Source organism: Microcystis sp. MC19 (genome assembly GCF_003019735.1).
Lineage (GTDB): Bacteria > Cyanobacteriota > Cyanobacteriia > Cyanobacteriales > Microcystaceae > Microcystis.
On the sequence record NZ_CP020664.1, the window covers coordinates 3686665 to 3707498 of the forward strand.

The following is a 20834-nucleotide window of genomic DNA, read 5'->3' on the forward strand; positions in this document are numbered from 1 at the left end:
GATGTCATTATTATAACAATACTTATTGACAAGATGTTATACCGAATCCGCTTTTAATATTACGACTAACTCTCGATCGAACTTCAAAAACCCAGTTATGGATTTTTTCCCCCTACTCCCCACTCCCCAATTCATAATTCATAATTCATAATTCATAATTTCCCCACTCCCGATTAAAATTGAATTGCACTCATATCTAGGGATAAAAAGCGATCGAGTCCTAAATACATCCAATAAATAGAGTTTGGGGATTCCTGAATAGTTTTTTGAAATCCCAAGGCGGCGGCTAATTTCTCATAATCGGGATGAATAATCAAAGTATGTAAATCGCAGAGATTAGGAAAATCTAAGGTCATTCTCTGGAGAGTTTTTTGGGCATCTTGCAGGAAGATTAAACGATATTTTTCTAAATAATTAGCATCAATCATCCAACTGCGAATAAATACCGAAAGACAATTTTCATCTCCCACAGATGCCATTTTAAAAGGATCCTGTTCGTTGATCGCACTTAGATGTAAACTCTTGTTAGGAGAGGTAAAAAAATTCGCTTCCGACTCGTTTGCGGTGGGATAGAGGAGATAAAAACCGACGGGATTAAGATTATCTACCCGACGCAAAACTCGCATACCTGTGGTGTAATCTTTTGACCAACCCCGCAACAGACGAGAAATGCGATGGGGAATTGCTTCAGCATTGCGATTCATCCAGTTATAATTGCGTGTCAGCAAGTTAGCCACAGGAATCGCATCACAACGGGGATTAAATTGATCTAATTGCAATTCTACAGATGATTCCGAGCTATCAGGCTCTAAAATCCCCGTAATTGGCTTGATTTTAATTCTGGTTGTGTTGCCGTCAAAAATTTTTTCAATTAAACCAAGGGCCGCTAATTTATCTAACATCATACCCGCCGAGCGTTCGCTGCCCTGGTCCTGATCCTGATAAAATAAATCCGATGCTTGCCGATGGGTACATATAATGGCAGTGGTGGGAAAAATTAACTGGGATAAAGGGGGTTTTGCCTGTGCCTCCTTGGCGATCGCATAAATCCAGAGACGCAGAAAACAAGTGGCACGCACCCGGGTTAATCCCACTCTCCCCACTAAGCGCTCGATCATTTGTTCTTGTTTTTCCCAAGAATACCAAATTTTCAGGTGTTTGCTCTCCATCTTTTCGGTCCTAGATTCTGACAACGATTATACTTGATACTTCACCCCACTTCACCCCACTTCACCCCAGTTCTCAACCCTCCCCCTACTAGATAGCGCTCATTGTTGTTGCACCTCTAGAACCGACAAAATGGGTGTAGAAACATTTAGGAGACGATTATGAACGATAAAAAATACGGTACTGCTCCCAGTCATACTCAAGCGTGGATTTTTCAAACTTGGTTATCTTTTATTGTCTCTATTTCTGCCACTTCTTTAGGAGTTATTTATCTACCAGTAGATGCGTGGATTAAAGGTTATTTAGGCATGGGTTTACTATTTAGCGTCGGTTCGACCATTAATTTATCAAAAACTGTCCGCGATGTCGAAGAATCTAAACGCTTAATTAATCGCATTGACGAAGCAAAGTTAGAACGGATATTGAGTCAGTACGATCCCTATAAGGAGTAGTTTTTCCCAGTTATTGGTTATCAGTTTTTTCGATTATTTTCACTCTTTTTTCTGACTTAGGAGAGTTTATATGCTATTCACAACTAATCTACTCAGTGTCACCAAAGGAATAATTTCTCTTTTACAAAATCCCAGTAACATTCTGTCTGTATATGATATTGAAGATGGCTTAAAAGAGAGTTGGTTACAGCGATTATCTTTGCAATATGTTAAAAGCGATCGAGCTACTGCCCAAATGATTGCCCAAAGATATCTAGCCGCTAGTCCCTGTTTAGAAACCCTGCTAAAACTCCCTGAAGATTCCCTGGGTTATCATTATGCTACTCACCTAATTAGTCTCAATTTTGATCCTAATTTTTATCGGTCTATTCAGGTAAATTCTGATACAGATTATCTGCTGCTTCGCCTACGGCAAACTCACGATATCTGGCATATAGTAACGGGTTTTGGTGTCGATGGCATGGGAGAATTGCAACTGAAAGCTTTTGAGTTAAGTCAAACTCGTCGCCCTCTAGCTATTGTCATACTTTTAGGGGGATTATTGGGAGCTTTATTTTCTTCTCCATTTTCCTTACATTCTCTCTGGGAAGAGATTGTCATCGCCTATAATTTGGGCAAAAATACTCGACCTTTTTTGGCGCAAAAATGGGAACTAGCTTGGGAGAAATCCCTGCTAGTTTGGCGGCAAGAATTGGCGATTGTCTCCTCTAAAAACTAAACTAAGAGACAATACAGATAATTATCGGGCTGAAAAAATGGCTCTTCTAGGTTCTGTGTGATAAGTTTAACTTATATAGGATCGATCAATCTTTGTGTCCTTTGTGTCTTTGTGGTTCCTTCCACTCGCTCGCTAGGAAGAATGTATCTTAGAATACATTTTGCCCACCAAACCTAAGAGAGCCAAAAAATTTCAGCCTTTTTTTAGCAAAAGACTTGACAAACTCAAAAATTTTTGCTAACCTTTTAGTATGATGGGAATCCCTGTCAGACTAAGGACTCTCTCCACCATCAGGATTTAAGGCTGAAGCGGACTGAAAATTTAATTGTCTCTCAATCTTTCTAATAGTGCGGAGCGGGATAAATTCGCCAGAGAAAGAATTAACTCGGTGCGTTCCGAGATGGGAAGTTGGGCAATTCGTTCCACCAGAGCGGATAATTCCGAATCTAGAGTTCCGAACCTTCCTTCCAGAAGACTGGCTATCATCGATTGACGTTCTTCTAAAGTGCCTTCTTGTTTTCCTTCTTGTTTTCCCTCTTCTTTCCAATCTTCTCGCTGCTTTAGATAAGCTGGTGATAAGTTCATAATGACCTCCTGTTCCTCTGTACTTAAATTATCCCTCAACTCTAAATTCTTGCGCCAGTTGGCCAAGATTTCTAGTAAATTTTCTCGAAAAGGGTTAGGTTGGGGAAGTTCAACTAACTCTTCTACGGCTCGTTTCTGAGTTCCTCCTTTTCCTAAAACCCTCAACCATAAAGTGTCTTCATTCACCGGTAATTGATGGATGGCGACTATGGCTGTTTTGAGGAAGTCAGCTAAAAAGTAAACCCCTTTCAACCAATTACTCTCATCGCTGTCAGCCCTGAATCCTTGAATCATTCTAGCTGAAAAGGTGGGCGTTAAAATCCATAAAACTGGCAATTCTGCTGCAGTCAGAGCTTTGTTTGAGCGTTTCGCCTTCCTTAGGAGGTCATTATGAACAGTATATAACTTTGATATACAACTGCGAATCTCTATTTCTGAGGGAGAGTTGCGGAAAGGTTCAAACAAGCAGGAAGTCGCCGCCATTTTTCCGAGTAACCCTAAAGGGAGTTTATTCCTTGATGGTGAACTGGCCGGTTCAAACCAGACATCAATTTCTTGAACCTCACTTTTTACTTTCTTGCTCTTTCTAATTGTCCCTAGAGGTGCTAACAATTCCTCTAAATACTCCTTAGCAAATTGGTCGTGAATTTGGCGAGTCATTGCAATTGATAATCGAGCCGAAAAAGGACGGTAATAATCTTATTATATCGTCAATAATGAAAGGTTTAAATCGAACCGGAAGAATTAAGAGGTCTTTGACATCGCTTGAGAACAAAAAAGAAAGGCTGGGGAGAGTTTTTAAAATCCATAATTCCCAGCACCGTATTATCATCTACTTTCCGAAAAGAGTCATTAATCGGCAAATAATCATAAATCATCGTGGCGCTGACTTTGTCCCGATATTCCATCATTCGCAGTCTAGCCTGACTTGTCTCTGTTTTTAGCAAGGAGTTGGTCAGCATCAGTAAAGGTTTCAGAGAATTATTTTTCAGTATCGGCAGCTTAACAATCCAGTTCATGGCCGTGGGATTGGGTGCTACCTTAAAAATTTTTCCCTGACCATCTAAAAATAACAGGGGGTGGACATTCTCGGTATCGACAAACTCTTTACCATACCAATTAGATGCTTCTAATAAACCATCCATGGGGTGATTTGTCTGAAGTCCAGAACCTTGCCAAACACCGAGCATAAAGTCTAAACTCACGGGTTCGAGAGCGTCAAATAATTCTAACGCTCTTTCGGTCGTCGTTTGACCAGCTTTAAGAATCGACTGGCAGCTTTCTAATTCTAATGTTTCCATTGTCTCGCTCTCCTTGTGTCCTGACAATGATATTATAGCTTCTCAGCCAGAGGCTGGGGGATTGCCCCTCGGCTAAAATCACCAAACATCCCACATATCTTCACTCAATGGGTCATCGTATCACTCTAGGGTTTCCAGCCATTCACTCATTTCTTCCTTGATGGTTTCTTTAAGTTCTCGCAAATCATCTTTATCTATTAGGCCTTTTTCCAGTAAGAAAGTGTAGAACTTTTTCAGACTACCTGCGTTAGCCTTGAGGCTTGATTGACTGGCCCACAGGGCCTTTTTGATAAACCAATAACCCAAAAAGTCACCGACCATATCTACCCCGTCTTTAGCTTCTACTGCATCCTCATAGAGTAAATATTCGTTGATATAAAAATCTATATTTGAAATATGATTATTAATGGTTTTTTCCGACAAACCTGACGATTCTAGCCAACTCTCGAAATCCTTTAGTAATTCATGATTGACTTTTCTTATCTTTTGACAGTCAGCCTCATATTTCTGGGAATCATCCATCTCAAATTTCTCTCCTCTAAATCGCTGCTCGATGGTCAATAGGGTAATGAATCAAGTCTTTTTTTCCAAGCGTCTAAAGCCGCCATTTTCTCCTCAGGGTCAAGGTCGGCCAACCGCCTGAATCGCCTTTCTCTTTTCTGCTAAATAGCTTCAACGATGTTAGACTCAATTTGCTCAATGATGGCGGCCACATCTTCTTCTGTATCTCGAGGTTGGGTTAATTCCACATCCGTTGAGAAGAGGCACATTTGAGTCCAGTCTAAGTTTTCCAGTTCACACTGGTCAATCACCGAACTGGGGATGTTTTTCAGGGTGATGCTATCCCATTCAATGCCGATGAGATTGCTCTGCCGCTCAATTGTCACAATTCTTCCTTGCCAACCACCGATGTCAGTCCCCAAATCTGGGTCAAGTACACCCTGTTTGACGATGACCGAGTCGCCGACTTTGAAGGCAAACTCTGACTCGGAAAATTCGGGCGACAAGCTGGAGGCAACCGAGAGATGATACTCGCTTCCTAGCTCTTTTAACTCAAAATCCACAATCATCCGCTTGTTTTCCGAGAAATAACGGTTTTTCCTAGCGATTAGCTCCTCGATTAGCCCTTGAATATCCGCCTTGAGCCTTTTATCTCCTTTAAGAAGGTCTTTATTAAAAACTCGGTCTATCATCTCTTGCCGCTTTGATTCGGGGGACAACGCCAGATTCCAAGCGATTATCCCTATGGTCAGCAGTGTTCGCATAGATCCCTTCGTTTCATTGGATTTGCGGTAAGGCTCGATAAAATCCTCCAGAACTTCCGACATTGTGACTTCCCCAGAAGGAGAGACGACAATTTCCTTGAAAGCCGATGACTTTTCTCTTAATTTCTTCTCAAAGCTTTTCAAGGGTTTTTCGGATCCTTGGGACATTTTCTGCAGCCTGAGCAGTTCACTAAATGCCTTCGATTTTTTAGCCATGATTGAGCCAGAAAATATGTGTTATTAATCCTGTTGGGTTGCTGAACAACATTGGAATAGGGGAATTGTAACTGCTCTCAGGGAGCGATTGCGCTCTCATTATTAAATCTTAAAGTTCTGGTCTGAGTCGTCAGCTGTTGACTGCTATCCGATACTTTTTTGTTAACATAGATTAGCAATGCACTTTCAGAGATTCTCTTAAAACAGAGGATATCTCCTTCCCAAATCCCCCGCAAGGGAAAAATATGTCTCAAAAGCCGATTTATCTAGATTGCCACGCCACGACACCGCTAGAGCCGCAAGTTCTGGCGGCGATGTTGCCCTATTTTACCGAACACTTTGGTAATGCCAGTAGTATTAATCATGTCTATGGTTGGACAGCCGAGGCTGCGGTTAAACAGGCAAGAGAAACAATCGCCGCTGCTATTAATAGTAGTCCCGAAGAAATTATTTTTACCAGTGGAGCAACAGAGGCCAATAACCTGGCTATCAAAGGGGTTGCCGAAGCTTATTTCGCCAAGGGACGGCACATAGTTACGGTGGTGACAGAACATCGCGCCGTTTTAGATCCCTGTCATTATCTGGAAAAATTGGGTTTTGAGGTGACAATTTTACCCGTCGGTGCTGATGGACTAATTGACTTGGAACTACTAGAAAAATCTTTGCGTCCTGACACGATTTTGCTGTCAATTATGGCTGCTAATAACGAGATTGGGGTGATTCAACCTTTAGCGGCAATTGGGGCGATTTGTCGCCAGTATCAGGTGCTTTTTCATACGGATGCGGCCCAAGCAATCGGCAAAATTCCCCTAGATGTGGAGGAAATGAATATAGATATGATGTCCTTAACTGCCCACAAAGTCCACGGACCAAAGGGAATCGGTGCGCTGTACGTCCGGCGCCGAAACCCTAGAGTCCGTCTCGCCGCTCAAATTCAAGGGGGAGGACAGGAAAAAGGACTGCGATCGGGTACACTATTTACACCGCAAATTGTCGGTTTTGCCAAGGCGGTAGAATTGGGCATCAAAGCGATAGAACAAGATAATAGCCACTTAAATCAGTTAAAAGCCCGTTTATGGGAGATTATCAGTCAATTAGACAGAATTTATCTCAATGGTCATCCTAGCCAAAGATTAGCCGGAAATTTGAATATTAGTATTGAAGGGGTGGACGGTGCGGCGTTATTGTTAGGATTACAGCCAATAGTGGCGCTTTCCTCCGGTTCTGCCTGTTCTTCTAGCCATACCGCCCCCTCTCACGTTTTAACTGCCTTGGGTCGCCCCGAATCTCTCGCTTATGCCTCCCTGCGCTTCGGGTTGAGTCGTTTTAATACTTTAGAAGAAATTGAACTGGTGGGGCAACAGGTGGTTTTAACGGTTAATTCCCTCCGCAAGGCCAAAAATTTTTGACGTTTCGGCTCCTATCCACAAGTTAGTTTCGGTCTAGGTTGGAAAAATTCCGGAAAAGCTTTCTATGATTGCCTTTGACTGATTGCCGTGCCAGTTAATAACATTGATGCTTGGTTTTCACTCCAGTGAATCATCCAACTCGGTTGTAATCCCAAAACAATAATAAATAAAGCCAAAGCAATTTCGGGAAATCTTTCGGGCCAGGTACTGCGGGGAATGCGCGATAATTCAGGGGTTAAACGACCAAAGAAAACCCGATTAATCATCAGGAGAAAATATACTGCGGTTAAACCACTAGCGACCAAACATAAGAGCGTTTGTATCGGAAAAATCGGGAAACTGCCACGAAAGACCAAAAATTCGGCGATAAATCCCACCATTCCGGGGATGCCGGCGCTGGCCATGGCCGCTAAAATCATTAACATTCCCGTGATTGGTAAACCTCTTTCTGGATTTAATAAACCGCGTAGATAATCCACATCCCGGCTGCCGGTTTTTTTATACACTACTCCCACCAACAAAAATAACAAAGCGGAAATTAAACCGTGACTAATCATCTGCAAAATCGCCGCGGTGATGCTTAATCTGGTGGTGGCCGCCGCCGCTAGTAAAATATAGGCCATGTGGGAAATGGAAGAATAGGCGACTACTTTTTTCATATCCTTTTGGGCAATAGCGCAACTGGCCCCGTAGAGGGCGCTGATAGCTGCTATCGTTGCTAACCAAGGGGCGATAGTCACCCAAGCGTCAAGAAATAAACCGACTCCAAAGCGCAGCAGTCCATAGGTTCCTAATTTGAGTAATATTCCCGCTAAAAGCACAGAAACGGGGGTAGATGCTTCGACGTGGGCATCCGGTAGCCAAGTATGAAAGGGAAAAATAGGGATTTTGATGGCTAATCCAATCAGAAGGGGGATGAGGAGCAGTAATTGGGTTTTAACGTCTAAATTGTTCGATAAAAGGGGGTTATAGGCGAAATTATTAGCACCGGTTAGCCAAACTAAGCCGAGGAAAGAGATTAGCACTAAAAAGCCTGAAATTGCCGTGTATAATAAAAATTTCATGCCCGCATAACCGCGTCTTTGACCCCCCCAAATGGCAATGAGAAAGTAAAGCGGGACGATTTCTAATTCGTAAAATAGGAAAAATAGCAGTAAATCCTGCGCTAGAAAGGCCCCCGCTACTCCGGCATTGAGTAACAAGAGCAGAGAATAGTAAAATTTCGGTCGGTTAACCTCTGTACCACTAGCATAAAGAGCAATTATTGTCAAGATGCTGTTAAGAAAAAGTAATGAGAATGACAATCCATCAACACCGAGGGCATAATTGAAACCGAGGAAATTAATCCAAGGCAGGTTAACCGTGAACTGCATTTGCGGGTTACTAGGGTCAAATTGCCAGCCAAGGAGAATATTAAGCAGTAAGAGAACGACAGCAAGAGTTAGAGCTAATCCTCGCACTTTTTTCGCCTCTAGAGGCGTGTAGGCAATCAGTATCGCCCCTATAATCGGTAGCCAAATAAAAGCGTTGAGCATTCTTTAATGGGCATGATAAACCTTCCCATTATTGCCTGAGCGGTCAATCTTTAGCAATATAAACTGGTGAACATTTAAGTGGGTGGGTGGAATTAAATATAAAATGAACGTAGGTTGGGTTGAAGCATGAAACCCAACGCCCGCATGGGTTACGCTACCGCTAACCCATCCTACAAATAATTGTGCCTACCTACTTAACTTAACTAACGATGAAACAAGAAAAGATCACTCTCAGTCAACTCGAAGGCTTTCTATTTAAGGCGGCGGACATTCTTCGCGGCAAAATGGACGCTTCCGAGTTCAAAGAATTTATCTTTGGGATGTTGTTCCTCAAACGCTTGTCAGACGAGTTTGAGCGCAAGCAAGCGCAACTCAAGAAACAATATGCACACATCCCAGACCCGTCGCTGCTGGCCGAACTCCTAGAAGGCGAAACCTCCTATGGAGAAACATTTTTCGTACCTCCTCGCGCTCGCTGGCATCAATCTTGGCGCGACGAAAACGGCCAGGAAGTCCCGCCGCTCAAACACCTTAAGCAGGACATCGGCAATATGCTCAATAAGGCATTAGCGGCGGTAGAGGATGCTAACGATGCCTTGGCGGGAGTGCTGAAGAATAACATCGATTTTAATGCCACCAAGGGCAAAACCAAGATACCTGACCAAAAATGGAAGGATTTACTAGATCATTTCAATCAGCCCCAATTTGTGCTGGTCAACGATAATTTTGAGTTTCCCGACCTATTGGGTGCAGCCTACGAGTACCTAATCAAATACTTTGCCGATAGTGCCGGGAAGAAAGGGGGAGAATTTTACACGCCGGCCGAGGTGGTGCGGCTGTTGGTACAGTTGGTTAAACCCCAAGCGGGCCATACTATCTATGACCCTACCGTGGGGTCGGGCGGTTTCCTTATCCAGTCCTATCAATATGTGGAGGAACAGGGGCAAAACCCCCAGAATCTAGCACTCTATGGACAGGATTCTAACGGTACAGTCTGGTCAATTTGTAATATGAATATGATCCTCCACAACATCACCCGCTTCACCATTGAAAACGGGGATACTCTCGAAGATCCGCTCATTTTAGAAAACGGACAGATTCGCAAGTTTGACCGAGTTCTGGCTAATCCGCCCTTTTCCCAGGATTACAGCCGGGCTAATCTCAAGTTTACCAACCGCTTTCGCGAATTCTGCCCGGAAAAGGGGAAAAAGGCGGATCTGATGTTTGTCCAGCACATGATTGCCAGTCTTAAACCCGACGGCCACATGGCCACTATCATGCCCCATGGGGTGCTATTTCGGGGGGGGAAAGAGAAGCTGATTCGAGAGATCTTAATTGAGGATGATCTGATTGAGGCGATTATTAGTTTGCCCCCGGGGTTATTTTATGGCACGGGTATCCCGGCCTGTGTGTTGGTGGTGAATAAAAATAAACCTGATGAATTACGCGATAAAATCCTTTTTATTAATGCCGATCGAGAATATGCTGAGGGAAAGAACCAGAATAAATTGCGCCCCGAAGACATTGAAAAGATCGATTATGTCTTTACCCACAAGCGAGAATATCCCAAATATAGCCGCTTGGTAGATAAGTCGGAAATTGTCGAAAAACACGACTTTAATCTTAATATTCGCCGCTATGTGGATAATACGCCAGACCCGGAACCGGAGGATGTAAAAGCTCACTTGATGGGGGGTATTCCGCAGGCTGAAATTGCCGCACAACAGGATACTTTTGCTAAGTTTGGCATCAACACAAATACCCTATTTAGACCCCTACGCCCCGGCTATGCTAATTTTTGCCCAGAAATTGCCACGAAAGCCGCTATTAAAGAGAATCTGGAAGCTAATCCCGATTTACAAGCAAGGATAAGCGACCACTATACTACGCTTAAAAATTGGTGGCGAGAAGCGCGGGATGATTTTGCCAAACTGGAGGGAAATAATATTATGCCCCAAGTGCGGCAGCAATTACTGAGCAGCCTTAAACAGCAGCTGATTCCTTTGGGGGTTTTAGATGAGTTTAAATCGGCGGGGGTGTTTGTTAACTGGTGGCAGCAGATTCGCTATGATCTAAAGACTATTATTAACACTGGCTGGCATCATACTCTTATCCCTGATCAGTATTTATTAGCGGCATTTTTTCAGGCGGAAGAGGCGGCAATTGAGGAACTAGAAAGTAAGATTAGTGCAGTCCAAGGGGAGTTAAGCGAAGCGGTGGAATCAGCGCAGGAGGTGGCGAATTATGAACCGGAAGAGGAAGAAACTGTTAGCGCCGCATCGATTAAGAAAGGGCTTAAAGAGTTGATAGATGACCTGAAGCAATCCCAGGGCGATTCAGCAGCCAGAGAGCGCCAATATTACCAACAAGAATACAATGTTATTACTGACATTGAGAACCGGATCAAGTTACTTAAGAATACACTTAAGGAACAGCAGAGTCAGCTTGAGTTAAAGCTGCGCTTAAAACGGGTTGGGGATGAGGAATTTAAGGCTGAAACTATTGAATTACTTGAGCAGGTACAAAATCAGCTTATGGGGTTAAATGCAAGTAAAAAGGAAGAAAAGGCCAAGATTAACGCGCTTAATAAGGATAAGAAAGCCTTGGAGATTAAATTATCTTATCCTGAGGGATTACTGACTGAAATAGGAGGACAGTTAAGGGATGAAGAAGCGAAAAAATTGATTCTAAAAAAGCTCTATGATTGGGTATCGGAGCAGCTTACTCGTTACTTGAATGGGGAAAAGCGGGGACTTGTCGCTAAGGTTGAGAATCTTTGGGATAAGTATGCGGTATCAAGTCAGGAAATGGAGGCCCAGCGAGAGCAGACTTTAGGAGAATTAAATGAGTTTTTGGTTAAACTAGGGTATAGGGAATAACTTAAGTCAGTTAGGAGCAGGTTATGCAGTCTATTAAAAAGCAATTTGTCACAGATGAAAATCTGAAGCCAGTGGCGGTAATTATTAATTACCAAGATTGGCAAAAAATTGAGGCATTATTGCAGGAAGGTGAACAGGAAGATAGTACAGAGTCTTTTAAAGCACTCGCAGCTTATGCGGGTAGCATTCAACTAACTATCGATCCTTTAGAATATCAAAGTGAGATAAGGAACTCTTAAGTTTTTAAATGTTTTTTTGATTAAGTTGAGGTATTTGTTATGAATGAGCTTACTGGGCAGTTTCCAGCAGATTGGGAATTATTGAGACTTCCTGAAGTTCTCTTTTTTCAAGAAGGTCCAGGTATCACAAGTGATAAATTCACAAAAGAAGGAATTCCATTCATTAATATTCGTTGTTTTGTTAATGGTCGAATTGATAGAAGTTCATGTCAATTTATATCTCAAAAATTGGGAAATGGTGAGTATAAACACTTTCAATTAGATGTAAATGATTGGGTTTTTTCAAGTTCAGGAACAATAGGAAAAATTGCCCTTATTTTTGATGAAGATTTACCTTTGCTACTTAATACTTCAACTATCCGATTTAGGACTCAAGACGAAAAAAGGTTAGCAAATAATTACATAAAATTTTTTCTGGAGTCTTTTCACTTCAAAATACAGCATCAGCTTCAAACACAAGGAAGTGCTCAAGTTAACGTTGGACCGACGCATTTACAAAAAATGCACATTCCTTTGCCCCCAATTAAAGAACAAACCCAAATCGCCACCATCCTCTCAACAATAGACCGCGCGATTGAGCAAACCGAAGCCCTAATTGCCAAGCAGCAGCGCATCAAAACGGGACTAATGCAGGACTTGCTCACCAAAGGAATTGATGAAAATGGCAATATTCGCAGTGAAGAAACCCATGAATTTAAGGATTCACCGCTTGGGAGGATTCCGGTTGAGTGGGAGGTGAAAACAATTAATGATATTTCGATCAAGATTACAGATGGTGATCACCACACACCTAAGCGAAGTATTGACGGCATTTTTCTATTAAGTGCAAGGAACGTTTTAAATGGAAGTATTGATCTGTCAGATGTTGACTATGTGCCTGAATATGAATATCAGAGAATGATTAGACGATGCTATCCAGAATCAGGAGATATTCTCATTTCTTGTTCAGGAACTATTGGACGTGTGTGTGAGGTTCCCACATGGTTAAAGTGCGTATTGGTGAGAAGTGCAGCATTAGTCAAACTAAATAAGTCCGAGATTCAGCCTCGATTTGCTGAATGGGTTCTACAATCTGATTTGCTTCAAACACAAATACAAATTAGTCAACGTCAAGCGGCACAGCCTAATCTATTTCAAAGTGAAATTGCATCTCTTAATTTTGCAAAGCCAATGTTATATGAACAAGTTAAAATATCTAAAACTTTAGATCAACATCAATCATTAATTAAAAGAGAAACTTTATCTTTAGAGAAATTGAAAATATTAAAAACCGGACTCATGCAAGACCTACTAACTGGCAAAGTTCGAGTTACCGACCTCCTCAACCAAAAAACAGCAGCAAATTGATTCATCGGTCAAACCTATGCAACCAGAGCAAACACCCACAAATCACAAAAACTTAAACATATACCCAGACTTTGCCAAAAAAATGGAAATCGCTCGGCGTGGCATCAAAAAATATCGTAACGCCCTGATTGACCTCGCCAAGTCACCAAACTGCTCAGGCGATCTATATCCCATGATCTCGATATCAGACGATTCGCTAAACTAAACATAACTCCCTTGCCCATAGATTTACCATGCAAGCGATCGAATTTAAAACCATCCTAAAAAACGGCATAGTCACCATTCCCGCCGAATATTCTTCTGAATGGGAAGGTAAACAGATCCGCGTTATCTTGTTGGATAATGCAGAGAAGATATTACCCGTCGAAACCACTGATATCAATCCCCTCAAAGGAAGCGTGACATTTGATGAGTAGAAAACGGGTTTCTCGGAGAAACCCGTTTTCTGTGCGTTACTCAACGGATTTAGTATAAGACATTTAACCCCGTTCTCCATAGATACTTTCTCGGCTAATATCTTGATCAGATAATTGGGAAAAATTCTTATCTCTATGACTTTCTGCCCATTCTTCAAAAGCTTTTATCCATTCTTCAGGGGTAGCCGTTTGACAAAAAGATAATTTTTGATAGTCTTTTATTGCTTCTATTGCTCCATTAGATGTTAATTCTCTTTCTAGTTGTTGTTTTTCTTCTTCAGAAAGGGATATAATAATTTGTGCTAAAGTTTTAACCAGTTGGTTGTTCATATCCGTTAATGCTTAAATATTTTTTATGTATAATAACCTATTATAGCGTTTCTCATAAGTGGCTAGGTGTTAAAAATCATCAGATGCCCCCCTTATTAAGGGGGATCCCCCCGCCTATCGGCACCCCCCTTATCAAGGGGGGCAGGGGGGATCGGCACCCCCCTTATCAAGGGGGCTATCCCTTATAGGGATCTTTCTTAACAATTTTTTCAGTAAGCACTCCAACCCTTATCCTGACTTGATTTCAGTTTTTTCCTTGTCAGTAAGGGTGTCAACAAGGAATATTACAGATTGTTAACCGAGTCTTGAAAGCCTTGTGCTACAAAGGTTTGAAATGTTAAGAAAGATGTGACTAAAGGACAGATCAAGGGGGGAAGGGGGGATCGAACCTAAAATCCATTTTAAATTTAATTATAACCAGCTACTTATCAGAGAAGTACAATTTAACCCTGTTCCCTGTTCCCTCAAGAAGATTTAGACGAAAAACCTCATAAATACAGTTAAATAAAGGTTATCTGGTCATGAACAAAACACCTCAACCTATCAAACTCGATGAGCGCAACGGGGTCGAAAAGCCCTTACTTGATCAACTGTACGGTTTAGATTGGGAAATATTGGATTTAGAGACAAAACAAAAACCACAGGATACTTTTAGAGAAAGCTTTACCGAGGTGGTGATGCTGCCAGTGCTGCGAGAACAGCTTACAATCATCAACCCCTGGCTAGAAACCGACCAAATAGAAGAAGCCATCAAACAACTCACCGCCAACTTCCCCAGCACCAACTTACTGGAAAATAACCGCCACGTCTTTAAACTGCTTCAGGAGAATACCAGCGTCTCAGAGAACCGTAAAACAGGCGAAAAAAGCCCCACCGTCAGGTTTATCGACTTTGACCACCCAACTAACAACCGCTTCATCGCCGTTTGCCAGTTTAAGGTGCGGATTCTAGGCACAGAAAACCACATCATCCCCGATATTGTCCTCTTCCTCAATGGGCTGCCAGTGGTGGTCATTGAATGTAAATCTCCCAAAGTCAAAGAACCCATTGCCGAGGCGATCGAGCAACTCCTCCGCTACAGCGAACAGCGCGGCGCTAAGGGCGAGGGAAATGTCCCCCTCTTCTTCTATAACCAGTTTGTCGTAGCTACCTGCCGCAATCAGGCAAAATTTGGCACTATTACCACCCACACCGAAAAATACTTCTTCCGTTGGGCTGACCCCTATCCCCGCACCCTAGAAGAACTAGAACACGGCATTAGCTCCCCCAATGACCAGCAGCGACTGGTGGCGGGAATGTTTGCCCCCGATAACCTCCTAGAGATTATTCGCAACTTCACCCTTTTCTCCATCAACAACAAGGGAGAAACCATCAAAATCGTCGGGCGTTATCAGCAGTTTCGTGCCGTCAAGAAAGCCGTGGAGCGTCTCCTAGAGGGCAAAACCCCCCGGGAGCGCAGCGGCATCATCTGGCATACCCAGGGGTCGGGTAAGTCCCTTACCATGATGTTTATGGTGCGGGCCATGTACCGCCATAACAACCTTTCCCAGTGGAAAGTGGTATTTATCAGCGATCGCACCCAACTAGAGCAGCAACTCGCCGAGACCGGTCAAAGTGTTGGCTTTACCGTTAAGCCCGCCAATAGCATCGCCAAACTGAAGGAACTACTTCGCAGCGACTCCTCGGATCTGGTCATGGCCATGATCCACAAATTCCAAGAGCGGGAACTGCGGGAGACCTTCCCGGAGCTAAACCGGAGCAGCAACATCCTGGTGATGACCGATGAGGCCCACCGCTCTCAGTACAGCCTGCTGGGGACAAACCTCGACAAAGCTCTCCCCTACGCTTCCCGTATTGGCTACACCGGCACCCCCATCGACAAAACTGAGAAAGTTTTCGGGGACTACATCGACAAGTACACCATGGGCCAGTCCATCGAGGACGGCGTGACCCTAGAAATTGTTTACACCGGGCGCACTCATAACGCCGAGGTGTCTGATCAGACAGCTATGGATGCGGCTTTTGCCGATGTCTTCAGTGAGTACAACCTGCAAGAGCGGCTGCAGATTTTGGGCCATGGTTCGCGGGATGCCTACCTAGAAGCCCATCCCACCATCGCCGCTAAAGCCAAGGATATGGTGCAGCACTATCTCCAGTGCATCTTTCCCAACGGCTACAAGGCCCAGGTGGTGGCGACTTCCCGGGAGGCGGCGGTGCGGTACAAAGAGCATTTAGATGCTGCCCTGGCCGAGGAGATTGCCAAATTGGAGCAGGGGAATCCCCACCGGCTTAACCTCGATCGCCTGAAGCGACTTAAGACCGATGTGGTCATCTCCAGCAGTCATAATGACCTACCCCACCTCAAGCAATACAGCAACTCCACCCGCCACGATACTACTATTAAAAGCTTTAAACTGCCCTTTGACGCAAGGGATGAGGGGATTACTGGAGATGTGGGCATTGTCATCGTCAATAATATGCTACTGACTGGCTTTGATGCCCCAGTAGAGCAGGTGATGTATCTCGATAGGGTCATCCAGGCCCACAACCTCTTACAGGCGGTCGCAACGCGCTCGCTACGCGAGACCGCCCGTGTCAACCGAGTCGGCGGTGCGAACAAGGATAAAGGCTTTGTCGTGGACTATGTAGGCATCGGCCACCACCTGAAGCGAGCTATTGATAACTATGACGAGCGAGAGCAGCAAGAAATCGAGGAAACCTTAAGTTTTCCCCAGGACGAGATCCGTCAGCTTGAGGATGACCACCGCAAAATCCTCGCACTCTTGAAGCAACATGGACTCACCGACCTGAACGATCAAGATGCCTTTTTCGACCTCTTCTATGACGAGGATGTGCGATTCGAGTTCATGCTGGCCTTCAAGAAGCTGACCCGCAGCCTTAACTTGGTCTATCCCGCCAAGGAGGCCTTGAACTATATGAGAGACTACCAATCTCTCACCGCAGTGAATATACTAGCGGGGAAGCACTTCCGCGACGAGCGCCTGAGTATGAAGGGAATCCCACCCAAGCTGCGGGCCCTGACCGACCAGTATCTGCAATCAAGGGGAATCGACGAGAAAGTTAAACCGATCTCGATCTTGGATAAGGACTTTGAGAGTCATGTCCAGAAACACCAGCGAGTCAAAACAAAGGCCGCCGCAATCGAACACGCTCTCCGCCACTATATCGAGATCGATCTGGTGGACGATCCCGAACTGCAAGCCTCCTTTTCTGAAGCACTGAGAGCCATCTTCGAGGAGTTTAAAGACAATTGGGACAAGATTTACCAAGAACTGGAAAAACTACGCCAGAAGGCGAGAGAAGCAAAAAATGAGCCTACCTACGGACTGGACAGGAAAAAGCAGCTGCCCTTCTTTCGGATGTTCAAACGGGAGTGTTTTGGAGAAGCGGCATTAACTGACGATATGGTTTCTCAGATGGTCGCTCTCACTCAACAGGTATTTACCGTTGTTGAGCAGGAGTTACAATTAACTAGCTTTTGGGAGAGCATTCCCGCTCGCAAGAAACTTAGGGCAGAGATTCAAAAAGTGTTACTCTCTCCCGACTTTTTCCAAATTCCCAATCTTATGGACAATCGAGAACAGATTATCTCGCGGGTGATGGAAATAGCAGAGAAAAATAACGACCGAATTTTTTAGGCTGAATCGAGTAAAATTGAGCGACTTTTAATATGAAACTTGACTATAAAATCATTTATTCTTCCAGTCGTAAGACCCTGACCATTACCGTGGAACGTGATCGCTCGATCGTGGTCAGAGCGCCTACTGGTACTCATCCCGATAAGATCCAGCAAATAGTAGAGTCACGCAAGCAGTGGCTCTATGAAAAAATTCACCACGAGCAAAAGTATCGAGTCCCACTTCATCCTCCGGGTAAGGAACTGGTTAATGGCGAGTCGCTTCTTTATTTAGGGCGCTACTATCGTTTAGAATTGGTTGATGATCAGACAGAGATAAAGTTTATTAACAATCGCTTTCGAGTACCAAAGGCACTAACAGAGAATGGTGGCGAGATTTTTCAAGATTGGTATATTCAGAAGGCAAAAGAGAAGATACTTCCTCGTGTCAACCTTTATGCTAAAAAGCTTGGTGTCAGGTTTAATCAGGCTAAAATTACCGACAGCAAATATCGCTGGGGTTCTTGTACACCCCAAGACAATGTTAACTTTAACTGGCGATTGATCAAAGCCCCGATGTTCGTAATTGATTATGTGGTAGTTCATGAGTTAGCGCATCTGATTGAATCGAACCACACTCCACGATTTTGGCAGATTATCAGGTCGCAAATTGCTACTATGGATAAGGCCAAGCAATGGCTTAAAGAACACGGTCAGATGTTGGAACAGTCACTCTAATTTTGGAAAATAAACCTAATTTAAATCTGCTGGGATTAGCACCCATAGCCATTTTACCCGATTATATCGTCTCGGAGTCTCCCCAAAAGGAAAACCTCATAACTCACCATTAAGATAACTGCTATAATTATCGTCCGGGGTTTGACTCGGTGTCAAAACAAGTTTCAGCTAATTTAATTAAATTGGTTCGATTAATCTTACCCTGGGGACTTTTTGGTATCTCTGGTAATTTTATCCAATGTTTCGGCAGCTTATAATTGACTAATTTATCTTTAATCTGAGATTGAATAATTGTCTGGCCTATCTGAGAATTAACGGGGACATAAAAAGCGACAATTACCTGTCCCCATTTGACATCTGGCAACCCTAAAACCACCACATCTTTAACTAAATTAGTTTGTCTAATGGCAGTTTCTACCTCAAGAGGATAAACATTTTCTCCTCCGGTAATTATTTTTTGACTATCCCGACCAATGATATATAAATAACCACTTTCATCCAAGTAACCTAAGTCATCGGTCTCGAAGTAGCTTGCTTGATTAAGATGGGGATAATAGCCTAAAAATAAAGATTTCGCTTCAATAATAATTTTCTGGTTATCGGGATTAATTTTTATCTGAGCATGGGGTAATAGCTGTCCACTACTATTATTGCCTCGTCGAAAATCTTCTGGTTTAAGGGTGACAATTTGTGAGGCAGTTTCCGTCATTCCATAGGTAGGAGACAGAGAAATATTATATTCTCTAGCTTTTTCTAGTAAAGATGGCCATGCAGGGGAACCTCCTAGTAAAACTGTTTTAAAATTGGCTAACCAGCGAGGATCATTTTCTAGAAAAAATTGTAATTGACTGGGGACTAAGGAGATAAAATAATCTTGAAGATTGAGATTATTTACACGCTTTTCTTTGATTTTATGGTAAGGAATAACAGCAAAATCTCCCTCTGTTAAAAAACTTCTGAGAAACTGCATTAAACCACTAACATGATATAAAGGCAGTAGGCAAAAAGAGTTAACCTGCTTGACTTGAAAATATTCAGAGAAACCTTTAACAGAAGCAGTTAAAGTTAACCAGTTATGGATAGCAAAGCGAATTTTTCCCGAGGTTCCCCCTGTGGGTATCATCAGAGAATTAGTCAAAGGATTGACAGGAGGAGAATTATAGTTAAAAACCTTGATATTTTCGCCAAAAATATAATCGGGTTGCATCAGAGAGAAAACCTGTTCCCATTCGTTAGTTTTCCAGTCGGGATTAGCTAAAAATAGGCAACTTTTTGACCTGACGGCAGCCAAGAATATCGCTAAGAATTTAAGGGGATTGCCTTCAGCAAGCAGTATAGTTAATCGAGGATTATCTGCGGCGATAAATTTCTGAGAATAGAACTGATATAATTGATAAAATTTCTGGCTATTGTATCCATATAACCAATCTTTTTGACTGAGATATGCTAATTGTTCGCTGATGTCGTCCACAGTTTTTCTAACCAATCGGGGTCACTATTATTAAACCATTGTTGCACACCAAAACCTAAAGCTCGCTCCTTTTTGGGGTATTCTTGTGCTAGACGTAGAGCGGATTTTCTGCCGATATTAGTTTCTAAAACCGAGGAAAACACTAAATCTAAGGGATATTTTTCCCAGAGATGTCTTAACCCTTGGATTGAACCGGTAATAGCAGGTTTAATCACAAAAATTCCTCGCCATCCCCGTTGATAACATTCCTCTATTTGTCGAAGATTGCCTAGGGATTCATCTAAAGCAATTCCTGTGGTAAAATCTTGACTTAATTGCAACATTTCTAACCATTGAGACGGGGGTAAAGGTTGTTCAATAAATTCAATTATTTGACATTCATCGGCAATTTTTAACCAGATTTTACTCTCAGCAATACTTAATCCCCCATTGGCATCTAAACGCAATTTAATGTTCCTGGGTAATCGGTCAATTAATTTTTCAAATAAGGTTAACTCTTGCTTGAGAGAATTAACTGCAATTTTCCATTTATAAGTATTAGTTTGATTGACGGCTAAAATATCATCCAGACAGGGAAATACTGCCGCACCAGTGGGCAATAAATAACTATAATTTCTCGGTTCTAATTCTCTTGATTTATTCTCGATACTTAAATCTTCTAAAGCTGATTCAAAGGCAAATTGACAAGCGGGAAATTGTTCGGGAATAGAAAAAATTGAAGTTATTGATAGGGGATTTTCGAGACTTTGACAGAATAATATTGCTGCCGATAATGTTTCTGAACCAAATTCAGGTAAAGGAGCAATTTCTCCCCATCCTATACGTCCATCTTCCGCTTCTAAGCGAATAATAATTCCTTCCCTAATTTGCCAGAGTCCGTGATGGGTTTGTAGGGGACGCAGCAAAGGACGCTGATAAACACGAAATTGCCAGAAATACATGATTAACTATAAGTAGTCTTGAAAAGCTTAACATGAGCAGGCGTTGGGTTTCATGCTTCAAACCAACCTACGTTCATCTGATATTTAATTCTACCCACTTAGATAGTGGGACAGGCTTCTGATTCTTTGTATTTTATCTTTAATTGTAACCAGCTACTTAGTTGATAATAGGTAGTGCGTTACTTCAA

18 protein-coding genes are annotated in these 20834 nt (G+C 42.8%); 9 read left to right on the top strand and 9 right to left on the bottom strand.

The features are described from left to right. Nucleotides 1-173: 173 nt before the first annotated feature. Nucleotides 174-1169: a hypothetical protein gene (locus B5D77_RS18745; protein ID WP_106909416.1), complete on the bottom strand. Its 996-nt coding sequence runs from the start codon at nt 1167-1169 to the stop codon at nt 174-176. 159 nt (nt 1170-1328) lie between these two features. Between B5D77_RS18745 and B5D77_RS18750 the strand changes: the two genes are divergently transcribed. Then, the gene (locus B5D77_RS18750) at nt 1329-1619 is read left to right on the top strand and encodes a YiaA/YiaB family inner membrane protein (protein WP_106909417.1); all 291 of its coding nucleotides are present in this window, start codon (nt 1329-1331) and stop codon (nt 1617-1619) included. 70 nt (nt 1620-1689) lie between these two features. Next, on the top strand, nt 1690-2337 hold the full coding sequence (locus B5D77_RS18755; RefSeq protein WP_008203806.1) for a Coq4 family protein: 648 nt from the start codon (nt 1690-1692) through the stop codon (nt 2335-2337). A gap of 321 nt (nt 2338-2658) precedes the next feature. Here the strand turns inward: B5D77_RS18755 and B5D77_RS18765 are convergent, their stop codons facing one another. The 4 genes from B5D77_RS18765 to B5D77_RS18780 form a co-directional block, all read right to left on the bottom strand. Further along, nucleotides 2659-3582: a hypothetical protein gene (locus B5D77_RS18765; RefSeq protein ID WP_008203808.1), complete on the bottom strand. Its 924-nt coding sequence runs from the start codon at nt 3580-3582 to the stop codon at nt 2659-2661. A gap of 65 nt (nt 3583-3647) precedes the next feature. Further along, nucleotides 3648-4223, bottom strand: coding sequence for a DUF4334 domain-containing protein (locus tag B5D77_RS18770; protein ID WP_008203810.1), 576 nt, complete (start codon nt 4221-4223; stop codon nt 3648-3650). A 120-nt stretch (nt 4224-4343) separates the two neighbouring features. Continuing rightward, entirely contained in the window at nt 4344-4745 is a 402-nt protein-coding gene (locus B5D77_RS18775) for a phage integrase SAM-like domain-containing protein (RefSeq protein ID WP_002740193.1), read from the bottom strand. A 140-nt stretch (nt 4746-4885) separates the two neighbouring features. Then, nucleotides 4886-5704: a hypothetical protein gene (locus B5D77_RS18780; protein WP_008203813.1), complete on the bottom strand. Its 819-nt coding sequence runs from the start codon at nt 5702-5704 to the stop codon at nt 4886-4888. 245 nt (nt 5705-5949) lie between these two features. On the opposite strand from B5D77_RS18780, the gene B5D77_RS18785 reads away from it, so the two are divergent. Further along, nucleotides 5950-7113, top strand: a complete 1164-nt coding sequence (locus B5D77_RS18785; RefSeq protein WP_106909418.1) for a cysteine desulfurase family protein — start codon at nt 5950-5952, stop codon at nt 7111-7113. Between the two features lie 62 nt (nt 7114-7175). Here B5D77_RS18785 and B5D77_RS18790 read toward each other — a convergent pair whose 3' ends face one another. Further along, on the bottom strand, nt 7176-8648 hold the full coding sequence (locus B5D77_RS18790; protein WP_072924681.1) for an NADH-quinone oxidoreductase subunit M: 1473 nt from the start codon (nt 8646-8648) through the stop codon (nt 7176-7178). A 209-nt stretch (nt 8649-8857) separates the two neighbouring features. Here B5D77_RS18790 and B5D77_RS18795 point away from each other — a divergent pair, with 209 nt between their 5' ends. The 4 genes from B5D77_RS18795 to B5D77_RS18815 all read left to right on the top strand — a co-directional run bounded on the left by B5D77_RS18795 (nt 8858) and on the right by B5D77_RS18815 (nt 13529). After that, a complete protein-coding gene (locus B5D77_RS18795; protein WP_106909419.1) occupies nt 8858-11527 on the top strand; it encodes a type I restriction-modification system subunit M in 2670 nt (889 codons plus the stop codon). A gap of 23 nt (nt 11528-11550) precedes the next feature. Then, nucleotides 11551-11766 carry a hypothetical protein gene (locus B5D77_RS18800; RefSeq protein ID WP_106909420.1) on the top strand — a complete coding sequence of 72 codons (216 nt, stop codon included), beginning with the start codon at nt 11551-11553 and terminating at the stop codon, nt 11764-11766. 39 nt (nt 11767-11805) lie between these two features. Then, on the top strand, nt 11806-13113 hold the full coding sequence (locus tag B5D77_RS18805) for a restriction endonuclease subunit S (protein ID WP_106909421.1): 1308 nt from the start codon (nt 11806-11808) through the stop codon (nt 13111-13113). Nucleotides 13114-13346: 233 nt separating this feature from the next. Then, nucleotides 13347-13529 (top strand): hypothetical protein, encoded by a 183-nt coding sequence (locus B5D77_RS18815; RefSeq protein WP_016516247.1) that lies wholly within the window; start codon nt 13347-13349, stop codon nt 13527-13529. Nucleotides 13530-13592: 63 nt separating this feature from the next. Here B5D77_RS18815 and B5D77_RS18820 read toward each other — a convergent pair whose 3' ends face one another. Further along, complete coding sequence (locus B5D77_RS18820; RefSeq protein WP_008203828.1) at nt 13593-13859, bottom strand: hypothetical protein; 267 nt, start codon at nt 13857-13859, stop codon at nt 13593-13595. 521 nt (nt 13860-14380) lie between these two features. Between B5D77_RS18820 and B5D77_RS18825 the strand changes: the two genes are divergently transcribed. After that, complete coding sequence (locus tag B5D77_RS18825; protein WP_106909422.1) at nt 14381-17518, top strand: type I restriction endonuclease subunit R; 3138 nt, start codon at nt 14381-14383, stop codon at nt 17516-17518. 32 nt (nt 17519-17550) lie between these two features. Then, the gene (locus tag B5D77_RS18830; RefSeq protein ID WP_002779991.1) at nt 17551-18234 is read left to right on the top strand and encodes a M48 family metallopeptidase; all 684 of its coding nucleotides are present in this window, start codon (nt 17551-17553) and stop codon (nt 18232-18234) included. Between the two features lie 127 nt (nt 18235-18361). On the opposite strand, the gene B5D77_RS18840 is transcribed toward B5D77_RS18830, so the two are convergent. Together B5D77_RS18840 and B5D77_RS18845 are read right to left on the bottom strand one after the other, a co-directional pair. Then, nucleotides 18362-19705: a 2-succinylbenzoate--CoA ligase gene (locus B5D77_RS18840; RefSeq protein WP_106909423.1), complete on the bottom strand. Its 1344-nt coding sequence runs from the start codon at nt 19703-19705 to the stop codon at nt 18362-18364. After that, complete coding sequence (locus B5D77_RS18845; RefSeq protein ID WP_106909424.1) at nt 19681-20646, bottom strand: o-succinylbenzoate synthase; 966 nt, start codon at nt 20644-20646, stop codon at nt 19681-19683. The genes B5D77_RS18840 and B5D77_RS18845 overlap by 25 nt, the downstream gene beginning before the upstream one ends. Nucleotides 20647-20834 lie beyond the last annotated feature (188 nt).